The organism is Mucilaginibacter sp. L3T2-6 (assembly GCF_030519355.1).
Taxonomy (GTDB): domain Bacteria; phylum Bacteroidota; class Bacteroidia; order Sphingobacteriales; family Sphingobacteriaceae; genus Mucilaginibacter.
The window spans coordinates 1-22524 of sequence record NZ_JAUMKC010000004.1; the positions used below are offsets into that span (position 1 = coordinate 1).

A 22524-nucleotide genomic window follows, 5' to 3' on the forward strand; every position below is an offset into this window, starting at 1 on the left:
TGTGAGGTTGCGGCCCTACGGGGCGAGAATATATTATACTATTTTTTCTACCAATATTGGGCTCCTAACGGAGCCGCATGTATGGCAACCAATGCATGGCCGCATGTGATTACATTTCCCTGCCCCATCGGGGCCGATATTGGTAGAAAACAAACAAAATAGGACGAGCGTGCCGTAGGTACGCCACTTATACGTCATGTAACCAGGCAAATGATTGATTGGGGTAGGGCATACTCTCAAATTGCCGGAATAGCACATTGCAGCGGGCATCATTTGTGAGGTTGCGGCCCTACGGGGCGAGAATATATTATACTATTTTTTCTACCAATATTGGGCTCCTAACGGAGCCGCCCGTATGGCAACCGATGCTTGGCCGCATGTGATTACATTTCCCGGGCCCCCATCGGAGCCAAATATTGGTAGAAAAAAACAAAAGAGGACGAGCGTGCCGTAGGTACGCAACCTATTCGCCACGTATTCGGCAATACATCATAGGATGCTATTCCTTCACCAACTTCACCAAAAATCCGCCGCCCGGCGCAAGGTGTATTTTAATAACGTCCCCCTTTTTTACCGTAGCATCACTTAAAATATAATCGGCTGCATAGCGGTCCGCATTTACACCGTCTTTACAAATGGTGGCTTTATAGGCGCCAGATGCATCCAGAAAATCAAAATTAACGGTTATATCCCTTGGTGTCCAGTTGCTCATGCCGGCAATAAACCAGTTGCTGCCATTTTGCCGGGCGGTTACTATATATTCTCCTACCTTGCCGTCTAATATATTTGTCTCGTCCCAGGTGGTGGGGATGCTGCCCAACAACTCTGTGAATTTTGGCTCCAGCCAGGCCTGCGACGGGTTACCTGAAAATATTTGCATGGGGTTATCATACACCACAAACATGGCCAGCTGGTGGCAGCGTGTGCCCTGGCTCATTACCATGCCTTCTATCTGCCTGAATCCTTTTTGAGTGGCGTTGTTTAAGATGCCAGGTTCGTAATCGAAAGAACCCGCCAGCATGCGCGTAAAGGGCAGCGTCACGTCGTGCTGTGGCGTTACTTTATCGGTCCATATATTGTACTCTGAGCCCAGTACACCTTCCCTGGTAATATTGTTGGGAAAGGTGCGGTTGAATCCTTTTGGCGGATATGCCCCATGATACATGATCATGATATGATGCTCAGCACAGGCTTTAGCGATCCTGTAATAAAAGTTCACCGTTTTCTGATCGTCGCGGTCTATAAAATCCGTCATAATAAAATCAACGCCCCATTTGTTGAAACGGTTTAAGGCGCTGTCAAGCTGCCTGTTCAACGTATGCGCCAGTGTCCACATGCTTATTTTAATGTTCTTCGCTTTGGCATAGGCCACTATCGTATCCATGTTGATAGCGGGATTAATTTTAAAAAGGTCCGTGTTATCGCTCCATCCAGCATCCATCATTATCCTGTCGAACCCAAACCTTTTGGCAAAATCGATATAATATTTATACGATGCCGTATTGACGCCAGACTTGAAAGGAACATTAAACAAATTGACGTTTATGATCCACTCGTCAGTGGCTTTGCCCGGATGCACCCAGGAGGCATCGCCAATACGGGTTGGAGAGGCCAGTCTGTAAACTATGTCGTTACCAGGTAATTGCTTGTCTTCACCGGCAATCATAAGCACACGCCAGGGAAAGGTTCTTGTACCTCTTGTTTTGGCTATATAATTTGCCCGCTCTGTAACCCCCATTTGCGGATAATCACCTGCAGTTAATTTTTCCTGTAACGGGTAACGGGCGAATTTCGCTTCTAAAACGCCGGCTGCGGTTCCGCTTAAAAACATCCCCGGGTAATCCTCCAGGTCAGATTCAATAATTGCAATCTTAGGACTAACCGGCGGCGCTACCAGGACGGGTGTATAACCCACCTCTGTGTCTTTTATCGAGTCAAGCCGCCTTAATGGGTATAATTCTTCAAAGCTTGTATGAAAAACATCAGCGTCGTCCCTTTTATGTATGGCAGGGAAATAAGCGGCCGAAGATGCCGGGAAATGGAACGAAGCGATTTCGTTTTGTACAGTAATAGAATCTTTAAATGATGTAGAAAACCGGTAAGCAACGCCGTCATCATATACCCTGAATTCCGCTTTATAAGGTTTCCTGAATGTTATCGAGAGTAAATTATAATCGTCCTTAATTCTCCTTCTTTTTTCCGGGACAGGAGAGACGATTTCATTAGTGACTGATTTTGCCGTATGTGATTTGATGCTGTTATCTGATGAGAAGCTTTGACGATTGGATAATAGCATGTCGGCCACCGAGGGCTTCAATACTATTTTGTTGTCTTCATAAACGCAATAGTTCAACGCTTTATCCATCCATATCTTTACGCAGATTTTTCCCGAAGGAGAACAAACAGACAAGGTATCAGTACACCTGGCATAGAAGGTAAAGTACAGAAGGAACGCAGTTAATAGGTATCTTTTCATCATCAGGGAGTAGATTTATAAGTTGGCAGTAGTAAATATAGCAAATGCCACCCGGGTTACAGATGGCATTGCGTTTATTCAAAATCAGATTCCTACCAAACCTTCACTCTGTCCTTATCCTCCCTGTACATTTTGGCGCCTGGTTTTATACCGAATGCATCGTAAAACTGCTGCATATTTGATACCGGGCCGTTAACACGGTACATGGGCGGCGAATGCGGATCGATACTAACCAGGCGGCGGGTTAATTGGTCGCTGCGTTTGGCGCGCCATACCTGGGCGCACGAAAGGAAGAAGCGTTGATCGGGCGTCAGGCCGTCAATCTTGGTATTGCTCTTCCCTTCCGGAGTGTTTTTAAAGGCCTGGTAAGCAATAGCGAGCCCGCCAATATCAGCAAGGTTTTCGCCTTGCGTTAAATTGCCATTTAGGTGTAAGGTGTCTAAAACGGTGTACTTGTTATATTCATCAATTACCACCTTTACACGAGCATTAAACTTGGCAGCATCTTCTTTGGTCCACCAGTCTTTCAGATTCCCGTCCTTGTCATACTGGCGGCCCTGATCATCAAAACCATGGGTCATCTCGTGGCCTATAACCAGGCCGATTGCGCCGTAATTAATGGCATCATCAGCGTTGTTGTCAAAAAATGGCCATTGCAGTATGCCTGCCGGGAAAGTTATGTCGTTAAAGGCCGGGTTATAAGATGCATTGATAGTGGGCGACGTCATTCCCCATTCTGTTTTATCAACAGGCTTGTTAATTTTCTTTACGGATTCGTTATAGTTATGCCTGGCAATAGCCTGCAGGTTTTTGTAATAAGTGTCTTTCGTTATTACCACGTCATCATAATTCTTCCATTTATCCGGATAGCCGATCTTTTTGGTGATGGCGTTCAGCTTGTCAAGCGCGCGTTGTTTTGTTTCAGGACCCATCCAGTCCAGTTTTTGTATACGGTCGCGGTACACGTTCAGCAGGTTATTTACCAGGCTGAGCATTCGTTTTTTGGCATCCGCAGGAAAATATTTCTCTACGTAAAGCTGACCCAACAAGTCGCCCAGCGAATCATCCACCTTATCAACCATCTTTTTCCAGCGTTCCTTCTGCACTTTCTGGCCATTCAGTACTTTGCCGTAAAAGTCAAAGTGGGCGTTCACAAAGCGTTTGCTGAGTGCAGTCGCTGCGTCATTGAGCACTCCAAAGGCAGCCTTGTCTTTCCATACGGCTATTGGCTGGCTTTTTAATAAACCGTCCAAAGCTTTATAATAGCCGGGCTGACCAACCAGCACCGTATCGGTTTTTAATCCCATCAGGTTGAATACGCCCCCAAGGTCAATATCAGGTACCTGTTTTTGAAAATCAGCTGAAGTAAACTTGTTATAATTCCGCACAGGGTCGCGCAGCTCTTCCGGACTTAAGTGCGACCTGGCAATTTCGGTTTCCAGCTTTAAAATGCCATTGGCTTTAGCGGTTGCGGTTGCAGCATCCACACCGGTAAGGGTAAACAGCTTCGCAATATATTTTACATATTCTTTCCTGATGTTCACAGAAGCGGAGTCGGTTTTTAAGTAGGACCCTTTCTCGTCAAGGGTTAAGCCGGTTTGGTCGAAATGCACCACATTTTTATTGGCTATCCTGTCGTCAGGTGCTACGTAAAAGCCAAATAAAAAACCCCCGCCATCCTTGAAACCGGCGGCAGCTAAGGTTACCAGTTCTTTATAATCCGCAACGGCGTCAATCTTTGCCAGTAGAGGTTTAACAGGCTCGTAGCCTAATTTTTCAATAGTGACGGTATCCATCCCGCTCTTATAAAAGTCCGCAACTTTTTGTTCCTTGCTGCCCTGCGGGTTATCATTCACGCCAACGTCCTCCAGTATCTGGTGGAGGTGTTTCTGGTTATCATTAAAAAGCATATTAGCCAGGCCCCAACTGTTCTCGCTTGGCGGAATTTTAGTATCCTTTATCCATTTGCCGTTGGCATATAAAAAGAAATTGTCGCCGGGGTTTACGGTAGTGTCCATTCCCGATTTATCAAAAAAAACAGTGCGCTTCGCCGGTTCTGTCGAAGATGTTTTCGGTTGGCTGCATCCGGCAACCGTAATTACAGGTATGGTTAATAAAAGGTACTTGGTTAATCTCATAGTTACAGGGTTTGTACGTTAAAGATAGTGTTTTTTAATAGTCCATAAACGAGAGCATAGTCCTTTGAAAAAGAAAAAATCTTTAAATGATAACTTCTAACTATGGTTTATGGTGTATTGCTTATGGACTCCAATAATATAATCTGTTAATATTCAGTTAAATGTTAACAAATAAATCATATTATATTGACGTTTATATGGAACGTTATCGCTTATTTTTATAGACCCAAAGCGGGTCAGGTAAAATTTAACTTCAAAAATTGAATTTATGACCTGGAGAAAATTTAGCGGCGAGGTCATCAGCTCGCCAATCATGGAGGAGGTTGAACGCACAATTGAACGGGAAACCGCCCTCGGCAACAAGCTCAAAGTTTGTATCGGCACCGATTCGCAGGTAAAAGGTAACATCACTGATTTTGCTACAGTAATTGTTTTTCTGCGTGAGCAGCGCGGCGGATTTATGTTTATCCACCAGGAGCGTACCTCGCAAAAAATGGGCATTAAAGAAAGGATGCTTACCGAGGTACAAAAGTCAATAGATATTGCCTATAAGCTTTGTGACCTGCTGGACTTGTATGATGTTGATCTGGAGGTACATGCCGATATTAACACCAACCCGATGTTTAAAAGCAACCAGGCCCTGCACGAGGCCATGGGTTATATTCTGAGCATGGGCTTTGTGTTTAAAGCTAAACCCGAGGCCTTTGCCAGCTCGGCCTGCGCCAACAAAATCGTTCAGTAAAATTACTGAAAACAATTCCGGCATAGTTATATTTGATTTTTATACATCAGATACAAACTTATGTCGCCTCTAATTGAAATTAATGACCCTGCTTTTAACGACCCGGACATCGTCCTTATCGATGCGCGGGGTGGGCAGGATTCCCGCCAACGCTACCTTGGCGGTCATCTTGAAAACGCCATACACGCCGACCTGGATAAACACCTGGCGGCAAAAGTTACCGATGCTTCACAAGGCGGCCGTCACCCGCTGCCGGATGTAAGTGAATTTTCGGCCCTGCTCGGCAGTTGGGGTATTACTCCCCAGAGTCATGTAATAATTTACGACGATAAAAGCGCTGCCTTTGCCGCAGCCCGTTTGTGGTGGATGCTGCGTGCGCTGGGGCATGAAAAAGTGCAGGTGCTAAACGGAGGATTACAGGCTGCCAACAGGGCCGGCATAACTTTAAACACCGAAGAATACACGCCAGTACCCGTTAAACCTTACCATACCCACGGCGATTATGCAGGCACGGTTGATATTGATGAAGCAGGTGAAGCCGCGCAGGATGACAGCAGGTTGGTGATCGACGTTCGTGAGAAGCCGCGCTATCTCGGTCAGACAGAACCCATAGATTTAATAGCAGGTCATATCCCCGGTGCTGTCAATCTGCCTTATATATTGAATCTTGATGCCGATGGTAAATTTTTGCCCGCTGATGTTTTGCGCAGTCTCTATAATGATACTATTGGCAATGTAGCGCCGGAAGATGTGATTGTACATTGCGGATCGGGCGTGACTGCTTGTCATACCTTACTGGGGATGGCTTATGCAGGTATAACGGAACCGAAATTGTACGTGGGCTCGTGGAGTGAATGGTCGAGAAGGGATTTACCGATGGCGGGAGCGCAAAGGTATTAAAGATAATAAATTGTTCACCGCAGGGACGCGATGCATCGCGTCTCCCACAGGACAGGTCTGAAAATGTCAAGCCGGCTGCTCTCGTAAGACACAATGCATTGCGTTTCTATAAGCGAAACATACCTATGAATGAAATTATCACCCGCAAGGCCCAGCCCTCCGACCTTGAAACACTACTATTCTTCGAACAAGGCATCGTCGCCGCCGAACGCCCTTTTGATCCAACCCTAAAAGAAGGCGAAATTCATTACTACGATTTGGCGAAACTGATTGACGACCCCGACTTTGCGGTAATAGTGGCCGAACTGAATGGCGAGGTAATCGGGTCCGGTTATGCCCGGGTAACGCAATCAAAGAACTATCTTAAGCACGACCGGCATTGCTACCTGGGTTTCATGTACGTAAAACCCGAATATCGGGGCAGAGGGGTAAATAGCAAGGTTTTGGATGCCCTTAAGCAATGGACTAAAAGCCAGGGCATAAATGAATTGCGGCTGGAAGTTTATAACGACAATCAGCCGGCCGTCAGGGCCTATGAAAAAGCCGGCTTTACGCCAAATTTACTCGAGATGCGGCTGGGATTATAAACTATAACTTTTTAACAAACTGCCAACTGCACACTGCCGACTGCCAACTTTTCCCTACCTTCGCTGCACATGGGCAACAACATCATCGTAGCTATAGATGGTTATTCATCTTGCGGAAAAAGCACCCTGGCAAAGGCTTTAGCCAAAAAGCTTCATTTTATTTATGTTGACAGCGGCGCAATGTACAGGGCGGTAGCCCTTTATTTTCTTCGTAATAATATCGATATCAACAACCACGAGCAGGTTGTCGAAGCGCTTAAAGATATTCACCTTAATTTTCATTCGCGCGATTACCAAACGCATATCACCTTAAATGATGAGGAAGTTTCTGATGAAATAAGGCAGATGCCTGTATCAGAAGCGGTGAGCGCTGTATCAGCTATCCGCGAGGTGCGGCATGAGATGGTAAAACAGCAGCAGCGCATGGGCAGATCAAAAAATATAGTGATGGACGGCCGTGATATCGGTACCGCTGTATTCCCCGATGCCCCGATTAAAATTTTCATGACTGCCGATCCGCTTGTCCGCGCCGAAAGGCGCTTTAAAGAGCTGCAGCCAAAGAACCCCGATATTACCCTGGAAGATGTTTTCGAAAACCTGGCACACCGCGACTACCAGGACACCACACGGGCAGAAAGTCCGCTTGTACGTGCCGAAGACGCCATCATCTTGGATAATACCGATTTAACGCCAGATGAGCAGTTGCTGTTTGCGCTGAGCAAGGTTGAGCCATTACTATGATTTCACAGATTAGAGGATGATTTTTCGTCCTCTGCCTGTTTTTCGGCGGCACTCAAGAAGGCTGCCCCGTTTCACCGATTCATTAATCGCAAAAAAGGGAAGGACAAATCGATAATCAAACTTCTAAATCGGTGTTGTCCTTCGTTAATCGGTGTAGTCTTCATCAATAAATCTTTCGGCAGGCACTCCAAACTTATTTAGAAAGTCAACTCCTTCGTCGCTACCAATGCCTTTATAGGCAGCATACGATTTATCGTACAAAACCTTTTTAATCCCCGCTGAAAAAATTAGTCTTGCACATGGCAGGCAAGGGGAGAGGGTGCAATATAAAGTAGCTCCTTCAAGATTTGCGCCGTTTTTTACGGCATAAAGTATGGCATTTTGTTCAGCATGAAGGGCAAGTGAGCAACTTCCTTTTGAGTCGCGGGCGCAGCCCGTTTCAGGCCATTCCTCATCGCAATTGTGGGTGCCCGCAGGCGGGCCGTTATAGCCTATAGAAATAATACGTGTATCCTTTACCAAGACAGCACCTACCTGTGCTTTTACGCAATGCGAGCGCATGGCCAGGTCGGTAGCCAGGTTCATATATATACGGTCGAAGCTTGGTTTTGCCATGGGATATAGATTAGTTATTGGAAATCAGACGTAGAAGAAATATAGTGGGGCTGATGTCCAGGCTTTATAAAAAAAAGAGGTTAGAAACCAACTAATCTCTGGTCTCCAACCTCTGGATTCTAAAATATTAATGTCCGCCTGAAGCATCAAGATTATCCACGTCGATACCTTGTTTTTTCAATACGGCGCCTGCTTTCCATGCAAAGAACGCCAGGTAAGCGAAACACAATACCGGAACCACATAAGATAAATGAATGCCGCTTGTATCAGCTAAAATTCCTTGAACCGGCGGAATAATAGAGCCGCCCAAAATCATCATGATCAGGAACGCCGAGCCCTGGCTGGTATATTTTCCAAGCCCAGCAATTGACAATGCGAATATAGACGGCCACATAATGGAGCAGCATAAACCACCACTGATGAAAGCAAACAAACCTACGCGGCCGGTCGACATTAAACCAACCACCATAGCCAAAACGCCCAGTATGCCGAATAATGTAAGCGTACGCACAGGCTTTTGCTGACCGATCAAAAAACCAGCAATTACTATAGCGACACATACTACATAAATAAACAAGTTCGAAACATTCACACCTGTAAGGTAATTAACCAGCAATACCACACCAAATGCAAATAGCGGAACAATAACGGTTAATATGTTTTTGGCTGATTTGGATAGATTAAACACTGCAATGGCGCCCGTCCAGCGGCCTATCATTAAACTTCCCCAATAGAGCGAAATGTATGGGGCAATTTCCGATTCCTTGAATCCGCCAAAGTCGGCTGTTTTTAACAGGGCGCCCATATTGCTTTGTATAGTTACTTCCACACCCACATAGGTGAAAATTGCAATCATACCATAGATAAGCTGTGGGTAATGCATTGCGCCCCAACCTTCGGTGCTTTTACTCGAGGCGGACAGTGACATCATCAGCGTAACCAATATAATTGCAAGCGACGCATAAACAAAATAAGCCCGGGACAAACCTGTAAGCTCTGTTAAAGGGCCAGCCGCTAAAATCAGGCAGAACGCGATAAAAATGATAAATAGGGGCATATTGGTTTTATGACTTGCCTCAATTTTCTCGTCGCTGGTAACCTTTGGTAAATTTGAGATCCAGAAAAATATCGCTACTGCTATGTATAGTCCTGCAAGAATAAAATAGAGCGTGTTTACTGCCGTTATTTTCACCTCGGCAGCTGGTATCAGCTTACTGGCACTGCCAAATAAAACAATACTGACGATAACCGGCCCGAGTAATGTACCGAAGTTATTTACACCACCGGCAAGATTTAGACGGTTGGAGCCTGTTTCGGGTGTTCCCAGGGCTATAACGAATGGATTAGCGGCAGTTTGCTGCAACGAGAAACCAAGTGCGATAATAAAAAACGCGCCAAGTATAAACCCAAATGAGCCTGAATTTATAGCCGGAACCATTATCAGCGCGCCAGCCGCCGACAGAACAAGGCCATAAATGATACCGTTTTTATAACCTAACTTATTCAGGATATCAACCTTGGTTAACTGCGATGCAAAGTATAACACCAATGAACCTATAAAGTAACCGCCGTAAAAAGTAAAGTCGATTAATTGTGATTCAAATTGTGTCAGGTTAAAATGTGCTTTGCAAAAAGGTATGAATATGCCATTCGAGGCCGCGAGAAACCCCCAAAAGAAAAATACGGTAATAATGGTATACAGCGCTGTGCCGTAACTTTTTGTGTTTTTTTGTTCCATCGTTTAGTCAGGTTTATAAAAGCAGTGTAATTGAAACACTAAACATAGCTAATTTTTGTAATTCCGGTATATTTTTTAATTAATAAATCACAATTTTAAGTTTGGTTGTTTACCATATAAAATTGCATATTCGTGCTCCCTTTTTTAAAATTAACCGGCGAGGAAGCCTAAATTAATGATAGAAGCTATAATATCAGGTATCGGATTTGGGTTAGTGCTTACGTTTTTAACCGGCCCGGTTTTCTTTGCCCTGATAAAAACCAGTATCGAAAAAGGCTTTCATGCTGGCGTCGCGCTTGCATTGGGCGTCGTCTGCAGCGACATGGTTTTTGTTGGCGCTATCCTGTTCGGCTCTCAATATTTTGACGTTACTGCCCATGATAAAACCTACGCCGGAATCATTGGCAGCGCTGTGTTATTTGCCATCGGCATATACTACATGTTCAAAAAGTCCGAGATCAATTATAACAACACCATCCCCACCAAACTGCACCGCGCGGGCTACTTTTTAAAGGGCTTTGTAATGTGCATTTTCAATCCCACTATACTTTTTCACTGGACAATCGTCATCGGCGCTGCAAGTACCGTTTACCATGAAGGCGTACCAAACCGGTCGCTTAAAATAGCCATCATGTTTTTAACGATACTGATCGTTCAGTTCGGGCTTGATACCACTAAAGCCTTTTACGCCAACAAGCTGCGCGACCGTATATCGGTAAAGTTTGTACACCGCCTCAACGAGGTTGCAGGCGTTGCACTTATCATTGCTTCATTTGTACTCCTTGATAAATTGGTGACTCATTTTGTTTTCTCAGCACCGGCAATGAAATAAAATAGGGATTGATTTGGCTACAAATCGAAGCTTTAGCTCCGTCAGGAGCGAAATATTGGTAGAAAATACATCCAACAATACCAGCGGAAAATTTTTTGGTTTTTTTCTACCAATATCAGACCCCTATCGGGGCCAGCGATATTGGACGACTTTTAACTAAAGCCATTTATGCCAATAAGCTGCGCAACCGTATATTGGTAAAATTTCTACACCGTCTTAATGAGGTTGCTGGCATTGCACTTATTATTGCCTCATTTGTGTTGCTGATAGACTGGTTACACATTTTGTTTTCTCAGCACCGGCAATGAAGTAGTCTTCAATTAATATTGATTTAATACCTGTTGCGTTTTAAATACATGATTTTCTGGCAGCTCCGTTAGGAGCAAAATATTGGTAGAAAAACGATTACCCATGTCAGCGCTCCGTTAGGTGCGCCAAATAGCACGCAGGTCACGCACCTACGGAGCGGAAAATTCTTTTGTTTTTTTCTACCAATATCATAGCCCTATCGGGGCCAGCGATATTGAACGACTTTTAACGCCAACAAGCTATTCGACCATATATCGGTAAGATTTGTGCACTGCATTAACAAGGTTGCCGGTATCCCGCTCATTATAGCTTTTTCGTACTCCTTGATAAATTGGTGGCTCATTTTGTTTTCTCAGCACCGGCAATGAAATAAAATAGGGATTGATTTGGCCACAAATCGAAGGGGCAGCTCCGTCAGGAGCGAAATATTGGTAGAAAACACAAACAACAATACCAGCGCTCCGTAGGTGCGTAACCTTACCTTAACCCGGAAGGTCTTTATAATAAGGTTGACCCGTTCACGTCGGTACTCAGCACCTCACTCATATAATCAAAAAACGGTCGCATGTGCTTAAATCCGTCGCTTGCCTTTTGCACTAAGTCGGGCCCTAATACCTCGTCGTCGGTAAAGCGGCGTATCAGCAAAAATTGTTTGTGGCGTAATAATTCAATAGCTTCATGGTCGGCAGGGAAGCCTTTGGGTGCTGTTTTTATTTTTTCGCCCTGTAGGGTTTGAAAGGATGAAATGAAATTGGTATCGCTCAAAATAGCCCTTAGCGGACGGGAATCAAACGCAATATCATCACGGATCGATTTCAGGTCGGCAGGGTTGGGGTTCCAGAAACCGCCCCCGATAAAGTTGTTGCCCGGCTCGATATGAAAATAATAACCACCGCGGCGAAATTTGGTAGCCCGCCTGAAGCTGCCGCTCCAATGAGTTTTGTAAGGTGTTTTGTCGGCAGAGAAACGGATGTCACGATAAACCCGGTATAGGCTTTTCTTACCGGATGCCGTTTCAATCACATCGTGCCGGTTAAGCTCCCGCAGCAGGGCTTCGGCAAATTCTTCAATAACTGCTTGCTCTTTCAAAAACAGTTCCTTGTTTTTAGCAAACCACTCGCGGTTGTTGTTTTTCTTTAAGGTTTCCAAAAAATAAAAGCTGGACGGGGTTATTTGTGCTGGATGCTGCTTTGACATAGTCCAAAAGTAATCTTTGTTAACCAATCTTTTCACGGCTAGCTTTTATTGTATTTCGTTTAACTTTGCCACTCTTACCGTCAACTGGCAGTTCTTTTGCAGGTAATTACCCGTAACTTTGAACAACAACGCGCGCTATGGAAGACCTGAAAGACTTAGACTCGATAAAGATTTTGGTGGATAGCTTTTATGATAAGGTACGCCGTGACGACAGGCTTGGCCCGGTATTTTTTGCGGTAATTAAGGACAACTGGGAGCCCCACCTTCAGAAGATGTACGCTTTCTGGAATGCCGCGCTGTTCAGTGTTCCCGGTTATAAGGGCAACCCATTTGCCAGGCATGCGCCGCTGCCTGTTGAAGCGGTACATTTTGACAGGTGGATCAGTCTCTTCAATCAAACCGTGGATGAGCACTTTGAAGGGCCAAATGCCACAGAAATAAAAAATAAAGCCGTACTGATGTCGGTGATGTTTCAGAGTAAGCTGGCAGCGATGAAAGATAGCTCAAAAGTTATCATCTAAACAGATTAATAAAATCACTGCTACGAAATTTCTTATATTCGTGTTAATTCCCTTAAGCTTAGTACCTTAATACAGGTTGAACGTGAAATATTTAAACTATACTGCGTTTTTCATACTGCCAGTTATGTTAGCCTGCGGCGATGGAGACCGGCATAAGAACAAAACAACCAAAACTTCCACGGAATTAGTCCTGGCTGCTTGGCAGGCTAAAGACGACAAAACAGAAATTCGGGACCTTATCAGGAAGATGCTGAATTGGGCTGAATCACAGAAGACATTAAAGCTTGTTCCGGAGCTAACTGACAGCAAGGATAGTCTTTGTATTGGCTTTGACCTTAAAAAGCTTGAGACAAATTTACAGGTGCTAAAAGCTACTGAATTTTTCACCCCTGAGTTTATCTATAATTACAAACAAATCATTTTAACACTCGATAGAAAAGTTAAAAATAACGAATTCAAATGGGTGACAGACGAATTGCCTCCATTTAATTTTGCCAACGATGTTGATCCGTGGTGCGATTCCCAGGATGAGCCATACGACAAACCAAACCCGTGGGACTTAGTTGAAGTAAAGGTTGTCAGTTTGAATAAACAAAAGGGCGAATTTTCCTGGACGTGGGGACAACTGAAAGCTGATATGTCGCCCGACTGGAAAGAGTTTAATTATAGATTTAAAGTTCAAAAAGAGCAAGGTAAGTGGAAGATAGCTTATCTGGACGGATTTGATTTTAAACAGGGAACAACAACAATGTAGCTTACCCCGGGGAGTTAGTCAAGCACAGAAAGTGCCATCTGGATAACGTCATCAAAAACCGCCTTGTCAGTTGTTGATTTTGCGGTAACGCGCAGTCCCTTTACTGTGTTAAAGATAAACCGGGCTATAGCACGGGCATCTTTTTCCTCACTGATCTCGCCGCTATCCTGGCCTTTTTTAATGGCTTTATAAAAAGCATCTTCAACCTGTCGTTCATTTTGGCAGATAATTTGGCTGACTTCCTCGTCGTGCGGAGCTACTTCAACCTCGGTATTTACCATAAAGCAGCCTTTATGCTGGCTGTCATCCAATAAAGTACGCGTTGTATATTCAAACAGCTTTTTTACGGCTTCTTTCGCGGGTATATTGTCGCTGATGATGCTGCACAGCGCTTTTGAGCCCGACTCCATGTAGCTCTCCAGGGCTTTGATAAACAGCGAGTGCTTATCGCCGTAGGTATCATACAAGCTTGAGCGGCTGATTCCCAGGCCGTCTACCAAATCCTGCATCGAAGTGCCGTTATATCCCTTGTGCCAAAAAATACAAACCGCTTTGGCCAGCACTTCGTCCTCATTAAAATCTTTAGTTCTTGCCATAGCAAAAAAGCCTTGCCTATAAAAGGCAAAGCTATCTATTTTGCGACAATTTACCCACTGATGCGGGCAAATCAAATTATCTTACGCCGCCGCCTGCAAACAACGTTTCGCCGGTAAGCCATCCTGATGCGTCAGAAGCCAGGAACACAGCTATGGGCGCAATGTCGTCCGGCTGACCTATGCGGCCAAGAGGTGCAGTTTGTTCGGTTTGTGTTTGAAAGTCGCTGCCGATAATACCGGCTGCATGAGTGCCTTCAGTTTCAACCATTCCGGGGTTAATCGAATTAACGCGGATCTTTTTTGGCCCCAGCTCCTTTGATAATACTTGTGTTATCGAATCAACAGCACCCTTGGTGGCTGTATATATCGAACTGCCGGGGGGCGTAATACGGCTTACTACCGAGCCAATATTGATAACGCTGCCGCCTTTCTCACCAAAGCTTTTTACAGCACCTTGTGTTGCCAAAAGCAAACCAAGTACGTTAGTATTAAACTGGCGGTGAAATTCTTCTTCGCTCACTTCCTCAATTGTGTTAAACTTATAAATACCGGCGTTATTTACCAGGATATCTACCCCTCCGTAAACTTTTTCGCTTTCGGCAAATAAGCGGGTTACATCGGCCTTTTTTGATACATCGCCCTGTATGGCAACAGCCCTGCCGCCATTGGCTACAATCTCGGCTACAACTTTATCTGCTCCTTCTTTTGATGAAGCATAATTTACTACTACCGCTGCACCCTCTGCTGCCAGGCTTTTTGCTATGCCTGCCCCAATTCCTTTTGATGCACCGGTTATTACAGCTACTTTGTTTTCTAACTTTTTCATTCTTGACGTGATTTTAATTATATATTCGGAACAATCGTTCCGCAAATATAGATTCAAATCCGGAACAATCGTTCCGGTTAAAATTAAATATTAGCCAGAGATGACAATATGCTGCAGCCTTTAATTTATCCGATGGAGAATTATGGGAACAATCAGATATCAGAAACTGATTCTGCCGTCATGAAGTGCTTTGGTTTAGTTGGCTCAATACTTATTTGTAAATAAAATTCTTTATAATTAAATATTAAAATATCTGGTTAATATCTTAATGAAAGGGCAATTTATTTTTCTTTTTTCTTGCATTTTATATATTCTGCGATTATTTTTACTACACCTAATTATAAAACACCACCATTTTCACTTTATTTTTCTCGGCGTTATGATATATGATTCACTCGGCTTTTTGGCTGAGCAGGTGAATAATTATCTCAAAACTACCGACGGGAACAGCAGCATAAGCGCGGATTTTACGCAGCTCAAAAACATTGCTCATATTCCCGAGGATAAGTTGATAGGTCTTGACCATGTTTTTTTAACACTGGTCAATGTCTCTGAGGAGTTCACGCTCAAAAACCAACCGAACTTCGCCCGCGATGGTGAGGCTATCAACTATCGTAATGCGCCGCTTTATTTAAACTTATATGTGCTGTTCACCTGTTTTAATGATTCGTACCCTAAAGCGCTCCAGTACCTCTCGCACATCGTAACATTTTTTCAGGGAAAAAACACATTTACTAAACAAAACAGCCCGACCTTAAAGGATGGGCTTGGCGACTTTCGCCTGATGCTGGATATCTACTCGCCCACATTTGAACAGGCCAACTACCTGTGGAGTACATTGGGCGGCAAACAGCACCCTTATATTTTATATAGGGTACGGCTTGTGGAAATATTCAGGAATAATGTGACAGAAAGCCGTGGTGTAATAAAACAGATCGATCTGAACGAAAAATTAAGCTAATAAATGTTAGATAAACTTTTGTGAAAGCTGATATGTGAGGGTGATGTTAAAACAAAACCCTATGAGCCTGAAATTGTATTACGAGACTTTATTCGAGCTGGCTATCAAACACCATTACCATTTGGATGATGGCGACAGTATTTTTGATACGCTTAGTGCCGCCAGGCAGCTGGCCCTGCAACTACGCTACAACGTAGGTGATTTCTTATCCATACAACCCAGCGCAGCCACACATTCTCTTTTAGCAGGTTGCCATGCGGTTTTCAAAACAACCCCCGGCGGATTTATTACCGGCATACGCTATAGCAGCGAAACCGGGATTAACTTGCCTGAAGTTGCCCCGGAAGATGATTCTGTATTTTCCTTTTATCTGAACGTAGTAGACGGCTTATTTGTGAACTATACCATGCTTCCGCTGCAGCCGGCGCCTGACAGGATATTTTATTTCACCAACGATGCTGCATACGCGCAGCGTATTGCTCCTTTTATAACTGCAACTCCCCGGGTGTACCAGGGCGGTACCACCTATTATCCGGGCGATATGCTGGTGGATAATCACACTGCACCAACCAAATTATATATAGCCCGGAAAAAAAATAGCAGCAATCCTTCGGGCGGCCCTGCAGGTAATTGGGACACCGATCCGCTGGTGAGCGGAAAACCGCTTTTATACGCCAGTGCGGCAGATAGCATACGTTGTAGCGGAAATATATTTATCTATACGCCCACTGTAGCGAATAAAATGCCGCTGCTTACCATTACAGACCGTAAAGGCAATGCTTTGCCGGTTATAAGCAACATTGAAACCGGCGACTTTAACACCATTAAGGCTGATATAAGCGCACTACCGCATGGGCTATATTACGCGCATATTACTACCGCCGACGCAAGCTATACCGACGATTTTGCTTTTTACTACACTACTAATACCACGGCATGGGGCATAATTGATGTGGTGGTAAAAACCAGCAATGCATCCTATAACCTGCTTAAAACAGATGGATCGCTTAAATCGCCGGTGTTTAATCTGCATTTTAAAAACAGGGCTACTTTCTGGCGTTACGTTGGCGCGGCCTTTGGCCCAGCCTCCGTCACGGGCGATACTTTACCGCTCACCAGGCAGGGCTTTATACAAGTAAAGGTGAAAGATAAAAATAACAACCTAACTGCGGATGACCTGCCCAACGCAACGGCAGCCATGATAAAACCAGAGACCAATCAGATCTATTCGGAAATATTTATTTAAAAACTGTAATATGGCAACATACCATCACCCGGGCGTTTATGTGGAAGAAGTATCGCTGCTTCCACCCTCAGTAGCCGAAGTGGAAACGGCTATTCCGGCCTTTATAGGCTACACGCAAAAAACCACATATAACGGTCAATCGCTTATTAACAAACCTGTGCGCATTAAGTCGCTCAAAGAGTATGAGCAGATTTTTGGTGATACGGACAACGTGAGTTTTAATACTACCGGAACAGCCGGGGGAATAAAGATTAACAAGGACGCGAACGGCGTTTATTCGCTTGATGCAGCCCTGGCCGACCCTTCCGCAACTATTAAATTCAGGATGTATTATTGCCTGCAACTGTATTTTGCTAACGGCGGCGGCCCATGTTATATTGCTTCGGCAGGCGCCACCAGCGGGGGGGCGGTTTCAGACGTTGAGCTGGGGGCGGCAATGGATGCCGTACAGAAAGAAGATGAACCAACGGTGTTGATCTACACCGATGCCATTGCGCTTACCGACATTGATAAGTATTACGGATTATACACTGCAAAGGCAATGGCGCAGGCAGCTTTGCTTAAAGACCGGGTGGTGCTTGTAGATCTTTATAATACAGATGTGGCTACTTTCCGTACTAAAATAGGAAATAATAACCTCAGTTATGCGGCAGCCTACTATCCAAACCTGCGCACTACCATCCCTTACAAAGTTGACGAGGCCAGCATAAATATTATAGCAGGTACCAATGTCGGCGCCTCAGAAGTGCCGGCCAATGCCGTATTACGATTACCTGAAGGCACCGTAAACGTAAGTAAATCAATCTATCATAATAACGGCGAACTGTACAACTACATTAAGCAACAGATAGGCGCGCTTTCGGTTACGCTGCCTCCGGCATCGGCAATTGCGGGAGTGTATGCTACGGTGGACAGCACCCGGGGGGTGTGGAAGGCGCCTGCCAATGTGAGCCTGAATATGGTGATAGAACCGGCCGTAAAAATTACCGATGCCGATCAGGACGACCTGAACGTTACCGGAACGGGCAAATCTATAAACGCTATCAGAACATTTACCGGCAAAGGCGTTTTGGTTTGGGGTGCCCGTACACTGGCCGGTAACGATAATGAATGGCGGTACATATCAGTGCGGCGTTTCTTCAATATGGTAGAAGAATCAGTTAAAAAAGCAACTGAACCCTTTGTTTTTGAACCTAATGACGGTACTACCTGGTCGAAAATACGCGGCATGATTGCCAACTTCCTTACGCTGCAATGGCGGGCGGGCGCTTTACAGGGAGCTAAACCTGAAGACGCTTTCTTTGTACACGTGGGACTAGGCGAAACCATGACAGCGCTTGACATACTGGAAGGCCGTCTCATTGTAGAGGTTGGAATGGCGGTGGTCCGTCCGGCTGAGTTCATTATACTTCGTTTCAGTCATAAACTCGTTCAATCATAACAGCATATGGCGTACAAAACCCCGGGAGTATACGTGCAGGAGATTGCACTGCTTCCGCCCTCGGTAGCCGAGGTAGCAACAGCCATACCGGCATTTATTGGTTATACACAACTTATCACATCCGTATCCGGTCGCGACTTAACCAACGTGCCTGTACGAATCAGCTCGCTTATAGAATATCAAAGTATTTTTGGCGGCGCTTACCAGCAAAAAACATATACCGTAACGGTAAAAGGCAAACAGATAAGCAATATTGAGCCCGATAAACGGTATATGCTGTATACCTCTATGATGCAATACTTTGATAATGGGGGCGGGCCATGCTATATTGTTTCGGTAGGCGCTTACGGCGATGCAATAGCTTTTGATGATATTAAGGGCGGTATTGATGCAGTAAAGGCATATGATGAACCTACGTTAATACTGTTTCCTGATGCAGTTTTACTGCTGAATGCCTCTAACGAACCCGACAAGGTAAATTTTGGCCAGCTGCAGAACTATGCGTTGGACGTTTGCGCCAAACTGCAGGACCGGTTCAGCATTTTTGATGTATTGCAGGGCGACAAACCGAAGGATCCGGCGGCAAGCTTTGACCCGATAGCCGATTTTCGCGACCAAACAGGTATAAATAATCTTAACTACGGGGCGGTTTATTACCCATGGATAATAACCAGCTACGGGATAGATGTCGATTTCAGACAGCTGGTGTTTTTAGACGGAAATAATGCAAATGCAGTCATTTCACCTGCTAATTATAACACGGGTTTCTCAGTTAACGATGCCGAAAAAACACTGGTTAACGACCTGGCCGCAAAAATAGCTGATACTGATACCGTACTGGGTGAGGTTTTTTCTTCACAGGCTGACAAAGACTCACTACGACTGAATGGCACTGCTGAAATAACCGGACAATTGGGCGCTTTTTCGGCAGATGCAGCTAAAAATCTGCCTGCCCCTAATAAACCTGATACAAAGCTGGCCGCGTATATGGATCTGCTGGCTTCAGTAGCGACCGCTTTTCCGAAAGCCGAAAACGACATTTCAGCTTCCTCTCCGCTGGCCAAAGACATTGAAAAATTAAAAGCTGATACCAAATTGCAGCAGGCGCTTATTGCGCTCATTGCCATAGAGAAAAATACCAAAGTTGGCAATATTCTAACCGGGCGTACAGCGTCAACGCATTACACCCAATTTTCGGCAGTGTCAGACTGGCTGGGTGGCGAGTCGTTTGGCTCGGTTGCCAAAACCAATACGGCTTACAATAATGCCAGCCTGGTGGTGAATGTGGCCAGTATTATCAATGATCTGGCCGGGCCGGTCACTACCCTGTTGGCGTCCTTTAGCGCTTTGTTAAATGCTGCCCTCTTTTACGAAAGCCAGGCAGAACAGGCCCTGTTTACCGGCCACAGCTTTTTTGGTGGTGTTAGCCAGGCTGTAACGGCCAGCATGCGCACCATCCCGCCATCAGGAGCAGTAGCCGGCGTTTATGCTGCTGTAGATGCTGCCCGCGGCGTGTGGAAAGCGCCTGCAAATGTTAGTCTGAACAACGTAATAGGCCCCGCTGTAAAGATTGACAATATTGACCAGGATGATATGAATGTTACTTCCACCGGCAAATCGGTTAATGCTATAAGGGCATTTGCCGGAAAAGGCACGCTGGTTTGGGGCGCCCGTACGTTGGCCGGTAACGATAACGAATGGCGTTACGTGCCCGTGAGGCGCTTCTTTATCATGGTCGAAGAATCAGTGAGGAATGCAACCTATCCTTTCGTTTTTGAAAATAACGACGCCAATACCTGGACTAAACTTCGCATGATGGTGCAAAACTTCCTTACGCTGCAATGGCGCGCGGGAGCATTGCAGGGCGCCAAACCCGAAGACGCGTTTTATGTACATGTTGGGCTGAATGAAACTATGACGGCCGACGATATATTGAACGGGCTATTGATAGTTGAAATTGGCATGGCTGTGGTACGCCCGGCAGAATTTATCATTCTGCGCTTTAGCCACAAAATGCAGGAAAATTAATTGACTTATAACATAAAGCAAAGTCCGGGTAAACGCCTGGAGTAAATGAACAAAAAATAATAAATAATTAACCATTCCGGGCTTTGGGCTTTCAGCTTTTTGCTTTGGACTTAAAACACACACAATGGCAAATTATCCTCTACCCAAATTCCATTTCCAGGTTGACTGGGGTGGCACGCACATCGGTTTTACTGAAGTAACCGGTTTGCAAATTGAAACTGAAGTGATAGAGTACCGTGAAGGCAGCAGCAAGGAATACAATAAAGTAAAGATGCCGGGGATGCGCAAGTTTGGAAACATCACCTTAAAGCGCGGCACCTTTGCCAACGACAACGAATTTTATGACTGGATGAACACCGTTAAACTGAACACTATTGAACGGCGCGACCTTACTATTAACCTGCTGAATGAGGAGCATCAGCCGGTTGTTACCTGGTCGGTTAAGAACGCCTTCCCGGTAAAGATACAGTCGGCGGATCTTAAGGCCGATGCCAACGAGGCTGCAATTGAAACGCTGGAGGTGGCACACGAAGGTTTAACCATTAAAAACGGTTAAGTAAATGGCTGATGCAAGCTATCCACCTGTAGGCTTTCATTTTAAAGTTACGTTTTCCGGCATTGGCGATGAGAATATCGACAGCCGCTTTCAAAACGTTTCGGGCCTGTCTATGGAAATGGAAACCGAAGCCAAAAAGGAAGGCGGCGAAAACAGGTTCGAGTATGCCTTACCGGTCAGGGCTAAGTTCCCCGCGTTGGTGCTTAAACGCGGCCTCATAACCAAATCGCAGCTGCTGGTTAACTGGTGTAATAATGTGTTCAATAATTTTATTATCGAACCTAAAGACCTTACTGTTAGTCTGCTGAATGCCGACCATGAGCCGTTGCTGACCTGGAACGTGGTGCAGGCCTGGCCAAAAAAATGGAGCCTGAGCGATCTGAATGCCGAACAGAACAGCATAGCTATTGAAACCTTTGAACTTCAATACCAATACTATACCCTGCAAACCTGATACTTATGCCTATAGAGATCAAAGAACTAGTTATTCGTGTAAGCGTTGGTGAAAGCGCTTCAGGCCAGAACCGGCCGCAAGGCGCGGCAGGGCAGCAAACCAGCGGTGGAGGGGGGGGCGCTTCTAAAGAGGAGATAGTGGCTGAATGTGTGGAGCAGATCCTGGAAATATTAAAAAATAAAAACGAACGGTAATGCCTGATAATGTATCAAAAATGAAGATAGTAGCTTATTCCGATCCGCAGAACAAGACGGAAGAAGGCTCTATGATGGTACAGATCAACCCGGAAAGCTACAGTCAGAAGATCGAAATTAAGTATGACGATCAGCAGGCGCAGGGTACTTCGGGCAAGTTGCCCAAATTTACCAGGATTGACCCGCAGAAGATGGATTTTGAGCTGATGTTTGATCGGACGGGGGTAGTGAATGGCGCAACCGCCGGCGAAATGGGGGTGGATGAGGATATCGATAACCTGCAAAAGCTCATTATTGAGTACAAGGGCGAAAGCCATCGCCCGCGCATGGTAAGTATATATTGGGGCACGCTGAAGTTTGACGGAGTGCTAACAGGTATGGAGATCAGCTACAAACTGTTTAACAGCCAGGGTGCTCCCTTACGGGCGGTGGTGAAAGCCGCTTTTATGGGTTCGGTGGAAGACAAAAAAAGAGTAGCACAGGAGAATGCCCAGTCGCCGGACCTTACCCGTGTACGCATTGTTAATGAAGGCGATACTTTGCCCTTGCTCTGTTATAAAATATATGGCGATTCAAAATATTACATCGAGGTGGCGCGTGCCAACAATCTGAACGATTTCCGCTACCTCAAAACCGGCTCAAAAATTAATTTCCCACCTATTGCCAAATAAA

The 22524-nt window shown here is 45.1% G+C and carries 22 protein-coding genes; 15 read left to right on the forward strand and 7 right to left on the reverse strand.

Features of this window, described 5'->3' with window-relative positions; translation table 11 throughout:
• Window positions 1-499 precede the first annotated feature (499 nt).
• Together Q3W13_RS05915 and Q3W13_RS05920 are read right to left on the reverse strand one after the other, a co-directional pair.
• Window positions 500-2479, reverse strand: a complete 1980-nt coding sequence (locus Q3W13_RS05915) for a glycoside hydrolase family 97 protein (protein WP_302862091.1) — start codon at window positions 2477-2479, stop codon at window positions 500-502.
• A gap of 89 nt (window positions 2480-2568) precedes the next feature.
• Window positions 2569-4614 carry a M13 family metallopeptidase gene (locus Q3W13_RS05920; RefSeq protein WP_302862092.1) on the reverse strand — a complete coding sequence of 682 codons (2046 nt, stop codon included), beginning with the start codon at window positions 4612-4614 and terminating at the stop codon, window positions 2569-2571.
• A 268-nt stretch (window positions 4615-4882) separates the two neighbouring features.
• Between Q3W13_RS05920 and Q3W13_RS05925 the strand changes: the two genes are divergently transcribed.
• From Q3W13_RS05925 to cmk, 4 genes are all read left to right on the forward strand, one after another.
• Window positions 4883-5356 carry a ribonuclease H-like YkuK family protein gene (locus Q3W13_RS05925; RefSeq protein ID WP_302862093.1) on the forward strand — a complete coding sequence of 158 codons (474 nt, stop codon included), beginning with the start codon at window positions 4883-4885 and terminating at the stop codon, window positions 5354-5356.
• A gap of 60 nt (window positions 5357-5416) precedes the next feature.
• Window positions 5417-6256, forward strand: coding sequence for a sulfurtransferase (locus tag Q3W13_RS05930; protein WP_302862094.1), 840 nt, complete (start codon window positions 5417-5419; stop codon window positions 6254-6256).
• Between the two features lie 125 nt (window positions 6257-6381).
• The gene (locus Q3W13_RS05935) at window positions 6382-6843 is read left to right on the forward strand and encodes a GNAT family N-acetyltransferase (RefSeq protein WP_302862097.1); all 462 of its coding nucleotides are present in this window, start codon (window positions 6382-6384) and stop codon (window positions 6841-6843) included.
• Window positions 6844-6912: 69 nt separating this feature from the next.
• On the forward strand, window positions 6913-7584 hold the full coding sequence (gene cmk / locus Q3W13_RS05940) for a (d)CMP kinase (protein WP_302862099.1): 672 nt from the start codon (window positions 6913-6915) through the stop codon (window positions 7582-7584).
• A gap of 144 nt (window positions 7585-7728) precedes the next feature.
• Here cmk and Q3W13_RS05945 read toward each other — a convergent pair whose 3' ends face one another.
• Window positions 7729-8199, reverse strand: coding sequence for a dCMP deaminase family protein (locus Q3W13_RS05945; RefSeq protein ID WP_302862100.1), 471 nt, complete (start codon window positions 8197-8199; stop codon window positions 7729-7731).
• Window positions 8200-8326: 127 nt separating this feature from the next.
• Window positions 8327-9937 (reverse strand): MFS transporter, encoded by a 1611-nt coding sequence (locus Q3W13_RS05950; RefSeq protein ID WP_302862101.1) that lies wholly within the window; start codon window positions 9935-9937, stop codon window positions 8327-8329.
• Window positions 9938-10112: 175 nt separating this feature from the next.
• On the opposite strand from Q3W13_RS05950, the gene Q3W13_RS05955 reads away from it, so the two are divergent.
• A complete protein-coding gene (locus Q3W13_RS05955) occupies window positions 10113-10769 on the forward strand; it encodes a LysE family translocator (protein ID WP_302862102.1) in 657 nt (218 codons plus the stop codon).
• Window positions 10770-11576: 807 nt separating this feature from the next.
• On the opposite strand, the gene Q3W13_RS05960 is transcribed toward Q3W13_RS05955, so the two are convergent.
• Window positions 11577-12275 (reverse strand): DUF2461 domain-containing protein, encoded by a 699-nt coding sequence (locus Q3W13_RS05960; protein WP_302862105.1) that lies wholly within the window; start codon window positions 12273-12275, stop codon window positions 11577-11579.
• A 137-nt stretch (window positions 12276-12412) separates the two neighbouring features.
• Between Q3W13_RS05960 and Q3W13_RS05965 the strand changes: the two genes are divergently transcribed.
• Window positions 12413-12796, forward strand: a complete 384-nt coding sequence (locus Q3W13_RS05965; protein WP_302862106.1) for a group III truncated hemoglobin — start codon at window positions 12413-12415, stop codon at window positions 12794-12796.
• Window positions 12797-12920: 124 nt separating this feature from the next.
• Window positions 12921-13550, forward strand: a complete 630-nt coding sequence (locus Q3W13_RS05970; protein WP_302862107.1) for a hypothetical protein — start codon at window positions 12921-12923, stop codon at window positions 13548-13550.
• Between the two features lie 14 nt (window positions 13551-13564).
• Here the strand turns inward: Q3W13_RS05970 and Q3W13_RS05975 are convergent, their stop codons facing one another.
• Together Q3W13_RS05975 and Q3W13_RS05980 are read right to left on the reverse strand one after the other, a co-directional pair.
• On the reverse strand, window positions 13565-14146 hold the full coding sequence (locus Q3W13_RS05975) for a TetR/AcrR family transcriptional regulator (RefSeq protein ID WP_302862109.1): 582 nt from the start codon (window positions 14144-14146) through the stop codon (window positions 13565-13567).
• 76 nt (window positions 14147-14222) lie between these two features.
• Entirely contained in the window at window positions 14223-14972 is a 750-nt protein-coding gene (locus tag Q3W13_RS05980; RefSeq protein WP_302862110.1) for an SDR family NAD(P)-dependent oxidoreductase, read from the reverse strand.
• Between the two features lie 379 nt (window positions 14973-15351).
• On the opposite strand from Q3W13_RS05980, the gene Q3W13_RS05985 reads away from it, so the two are divergent.
• The 8 genes from Q3W13_RS05985 to Q3W13_RS06020 all read left to right on the forward strand — a co-directional run bounded on the left by Q3W13_RS05985 (window position 15352) and on the right by Q3W13_RS06020 (window position 22523).
• Window positions 15352-15933: a DUF4255 domain-containing protein gene (locus tag Q3W13_RS05985; protein WP_302862111.1), complete on the forward strand. Its 582-nt coding sequence runs from the start codon at window positions 15352-15354 to the stop codon at window positions 15931-15933.
• A 61-nt stretch (window positions 15934-15994) separates the two neighbouring features.
• Window positions 15995-17179 carry a hypothetical protein gene (locus Q3W13_RS05990; protein WP_302862112.1) on the forward strand — a complete coding sequence of 395 codons (1185 nt, stop codon included), beginning with the start codon at window positions 15995-15997 and terminating at the stop codon, window positions 17177-17179.
• Between the two features lie 10 nt (window positions 17180-17189).
• Window positions 17190-18620 (forward strand): phage tail sheath C-terminal domain-containing protein, encoded by a 1431-nt coding sequence (locus Q3W13_RS05995; protein WP_302862113.1) that lies wholly within the window; start codon window positions 17190-17192, stop codon window positions 18618-18620.
• 6 nt (window positions 18621-18626) lie between these two features.
• Window positions 18627-20648, forward strand: coding sequence for a phage tail sheath C-terminal domain-containing protein (locus tag Q3W13_RS06000; protein WP_302862114.1), 2022 nt, complete (start codon window positions 18627-18629; stop codon window positions 20646-20648).
• Between the two features lie 124 nt (window positions 20649-20772).
• The gene (locus Q3W13_RS06005; protein ID WP_302862115.1) at window positions 20773-21204 is read left to right on the forward strand and encodes a phage tail protein; all 432 of its coding nucleotides are present in this window, start codon (window positions 20773-20775) and stop codon (window positions 21202-21204) included.
• A gap of 4 nt (window positions 21205-21208) precedes the next feature.
• Entirely contained in the window at window positions 21209-21658 is a 450-nt protein-coding gene (locus Q3W13_RS06010; protein ID WP_302862116.1) for a phage tail protein, read from the forward strand.
• A 5-nt stretch (window positions 21659-21663) separates the two neighbouring features.
• Window positions 21664-21852, forward strand: coding sequence for a DUF5908 family protein (locus Q3W13_RS06015; protein ID WP_302862117.1), 189 nt, complete (start codon window positions 21664-21666; stop codon window positions 21850-21852).
• Window positions 21852-22523: a LysM peptidoglycan-binding domain-containing protein gene (locus tag Q3W13_RS06020; protein WP_302862119.1), complete on the forward strand. Its 672-nt coding sequence runs from the start codon at window positions 21852-21854 to the stop codon at window positions 22521-22523. Before Q3W13_RS06015 ends, Q3W13_RS06020 begins: the two co-directional genes overlap by 1 nt.
• Window position 22524 lies beyond the last annotated feature (1 nt).

What these genes read in the sequence shown, in the direction of transcription:
- Q3W13_RS05915 (WP_302862091.1), bottom strand. Translation starts at nt 2,479, where the DNA reads ATGATGAAAAGATACCTATTAACTGCGTTCCTTCTGTACTTTACCTTC.
- Q3W13_RS05920 (WP_302862092.1), bottom strand. Translation starts at nt 4,614, where the DNA reads ATGAGATTAACCAAGTACCTTTTATTAACCATACCTGTAATTACGGTT.
- Q3W13_RS05925 (WP_302862093.1), top strand. Translation starts at nt 4,883, where the DNA reads ATGACCTGGAGAAAATTTAGCGGCGAGGTCATCAGCTCGCCAATCATG.
- Q3W13_RS05930 (WP_302862094.1), top strand. Translation starts at nt 5,417, where the DNA reads ATGTCGCCTCTAATTGAAATTAATGACCCTGCTTTTAACGACCCGGAC.
- Q3W13_RS05935 (WP_302862097.1), top strand. Translation starts at nt 6,382, where the DNA reads ATGAATGAAATTATCACCCGCAAGGCCCAGCCCTCCGACCTTGAAACA.
- cmk (WP_302862099.1), top strand. Translation starts at nt 6,913, where the DNA reads ATGGGCAACAACATCATCGTAGCTATAGATGGTTATTCATCTTGCGGA.
- Q3W13_RS05945 (WP_302862100.1), bottom strand. Translation starts at nt 8,199, where the DNA reads ATGGCAAAACCAAGCTTCGACCGTATATATATGAACCTGGCTACCGAC.
- Q3W13_RS05950 (WP_302862101.1), bottom strand. Translation starts at nt 9,937, where the DNA reads ATGGAACAAAAAAACACAAAAAGTTACGGCACAGCGCTGTATACCATT.
- Q3W13_RS05955 (WP_302862102.1), top strand. Translation starts at nt 10,113, where the DNA reads ATGATAGAAGCTATAATATCAGGTATCGGATTTGGGTTAGTGCTTACG.
- Q3W13_RS05960 (WP_302862105.1), bottom strand. Translation starts at nt 12,275, where the DNA reads ATGTCAAAGCAGCATCCAGCACAAATAACCCCGTCCAGCTTTTATTTT.
- Q3W13_RS05965 (WP_302862106.1), top strand. Translation starts at nt 12,413, where the DNA reads ATGGAAGACCTGAAAGACTTAGACTCGATAAAGATTTTGGTGGATAGC.
- Q3W13_RS05970 (WP_302862107.1), top strand. Translation starts at nt 12,921, where the DNA reads ATGTTAGCCTGCGGCGATGGAGACCGGCATAAGAACAAAACAACCAAA.
- Q3W13_RS05975 (WP_302862109.1), bottom strand. Translation starts at nt 14,146, where the DNA reads ATGGCAAGAACTAAAGATTTTAATGAGGACGAAGTGCTGGCCAAAGCG.
- Q3W13_RS05980 (WP_302862110.1), bottom strand. Translation starts at nt 14,972, where the DNA reads ATGAAAAAGTTAGAAAACAAAGTAGCTGTAATAACCGGTGCATCAAAA.
- Q3W13_RS05985 (WP_302862111.1), top strand. Translation starts at nt 15,352, where the DNA reads ATGATATATGATTCACTCGGCTTTTTGGCTGAGCAGGTGAATAATTAT.
- Q3W13_RS05990 (WP_302862112.1), top strand. Translation starts at nt 15,995, where the DNA reads ATGAGCCTGAAATTGTATTACGAGACTTTATTCGAGCTGGCTATCAAA.
- Q3W13_RS05995 (WP_302862113.1), top strand. Translation starts at nt 17,190, where the DNA reads ATGGCAACATACCATCACCCGGGCGTTTATGTGGAAGAAGTATCGCTG.
- Q3W13_RS06000 (WP_302862114.1), top strand. Translation starts at nt 18,627, where the DNA reads ATGGCGTACAAAACCCCGGGAGTATACGTGCAGGAGATTGCACTGCTT.
- Q3W13_RS06005 (WP_302862115.1), top strand. Translation starts at nt 20,773, where the DNA reads ATGGCAAATTATCCTCTACCCAAATTCCATTTCCAGGTTGACTGGGGT.
- Q3W13_RS06010 (WP_302862116.1), top strand. Translation starts at nt 21,209, where the DNA reads ATGGCTGATGCAAGCTATCCACCTGTAGGCTTTCATTTTAAAGTTACG.
- Q3W13_RS06015 (WP_302862117.1), top strand. Translation starts at nt 21,664, where the DNA reads ATGCCTATAGAGATCAAAGAACTAGTTATTCGTGTAAGCGTTGGTGAA.
- Q3W13_RS06020 (WP_302862119.1), top strand. Translation starts at nt 21,852, where the DNA reads ATGCCTGATAATGTATCAAAAATGAAGATAGTAGCTTATTCCGATCCG.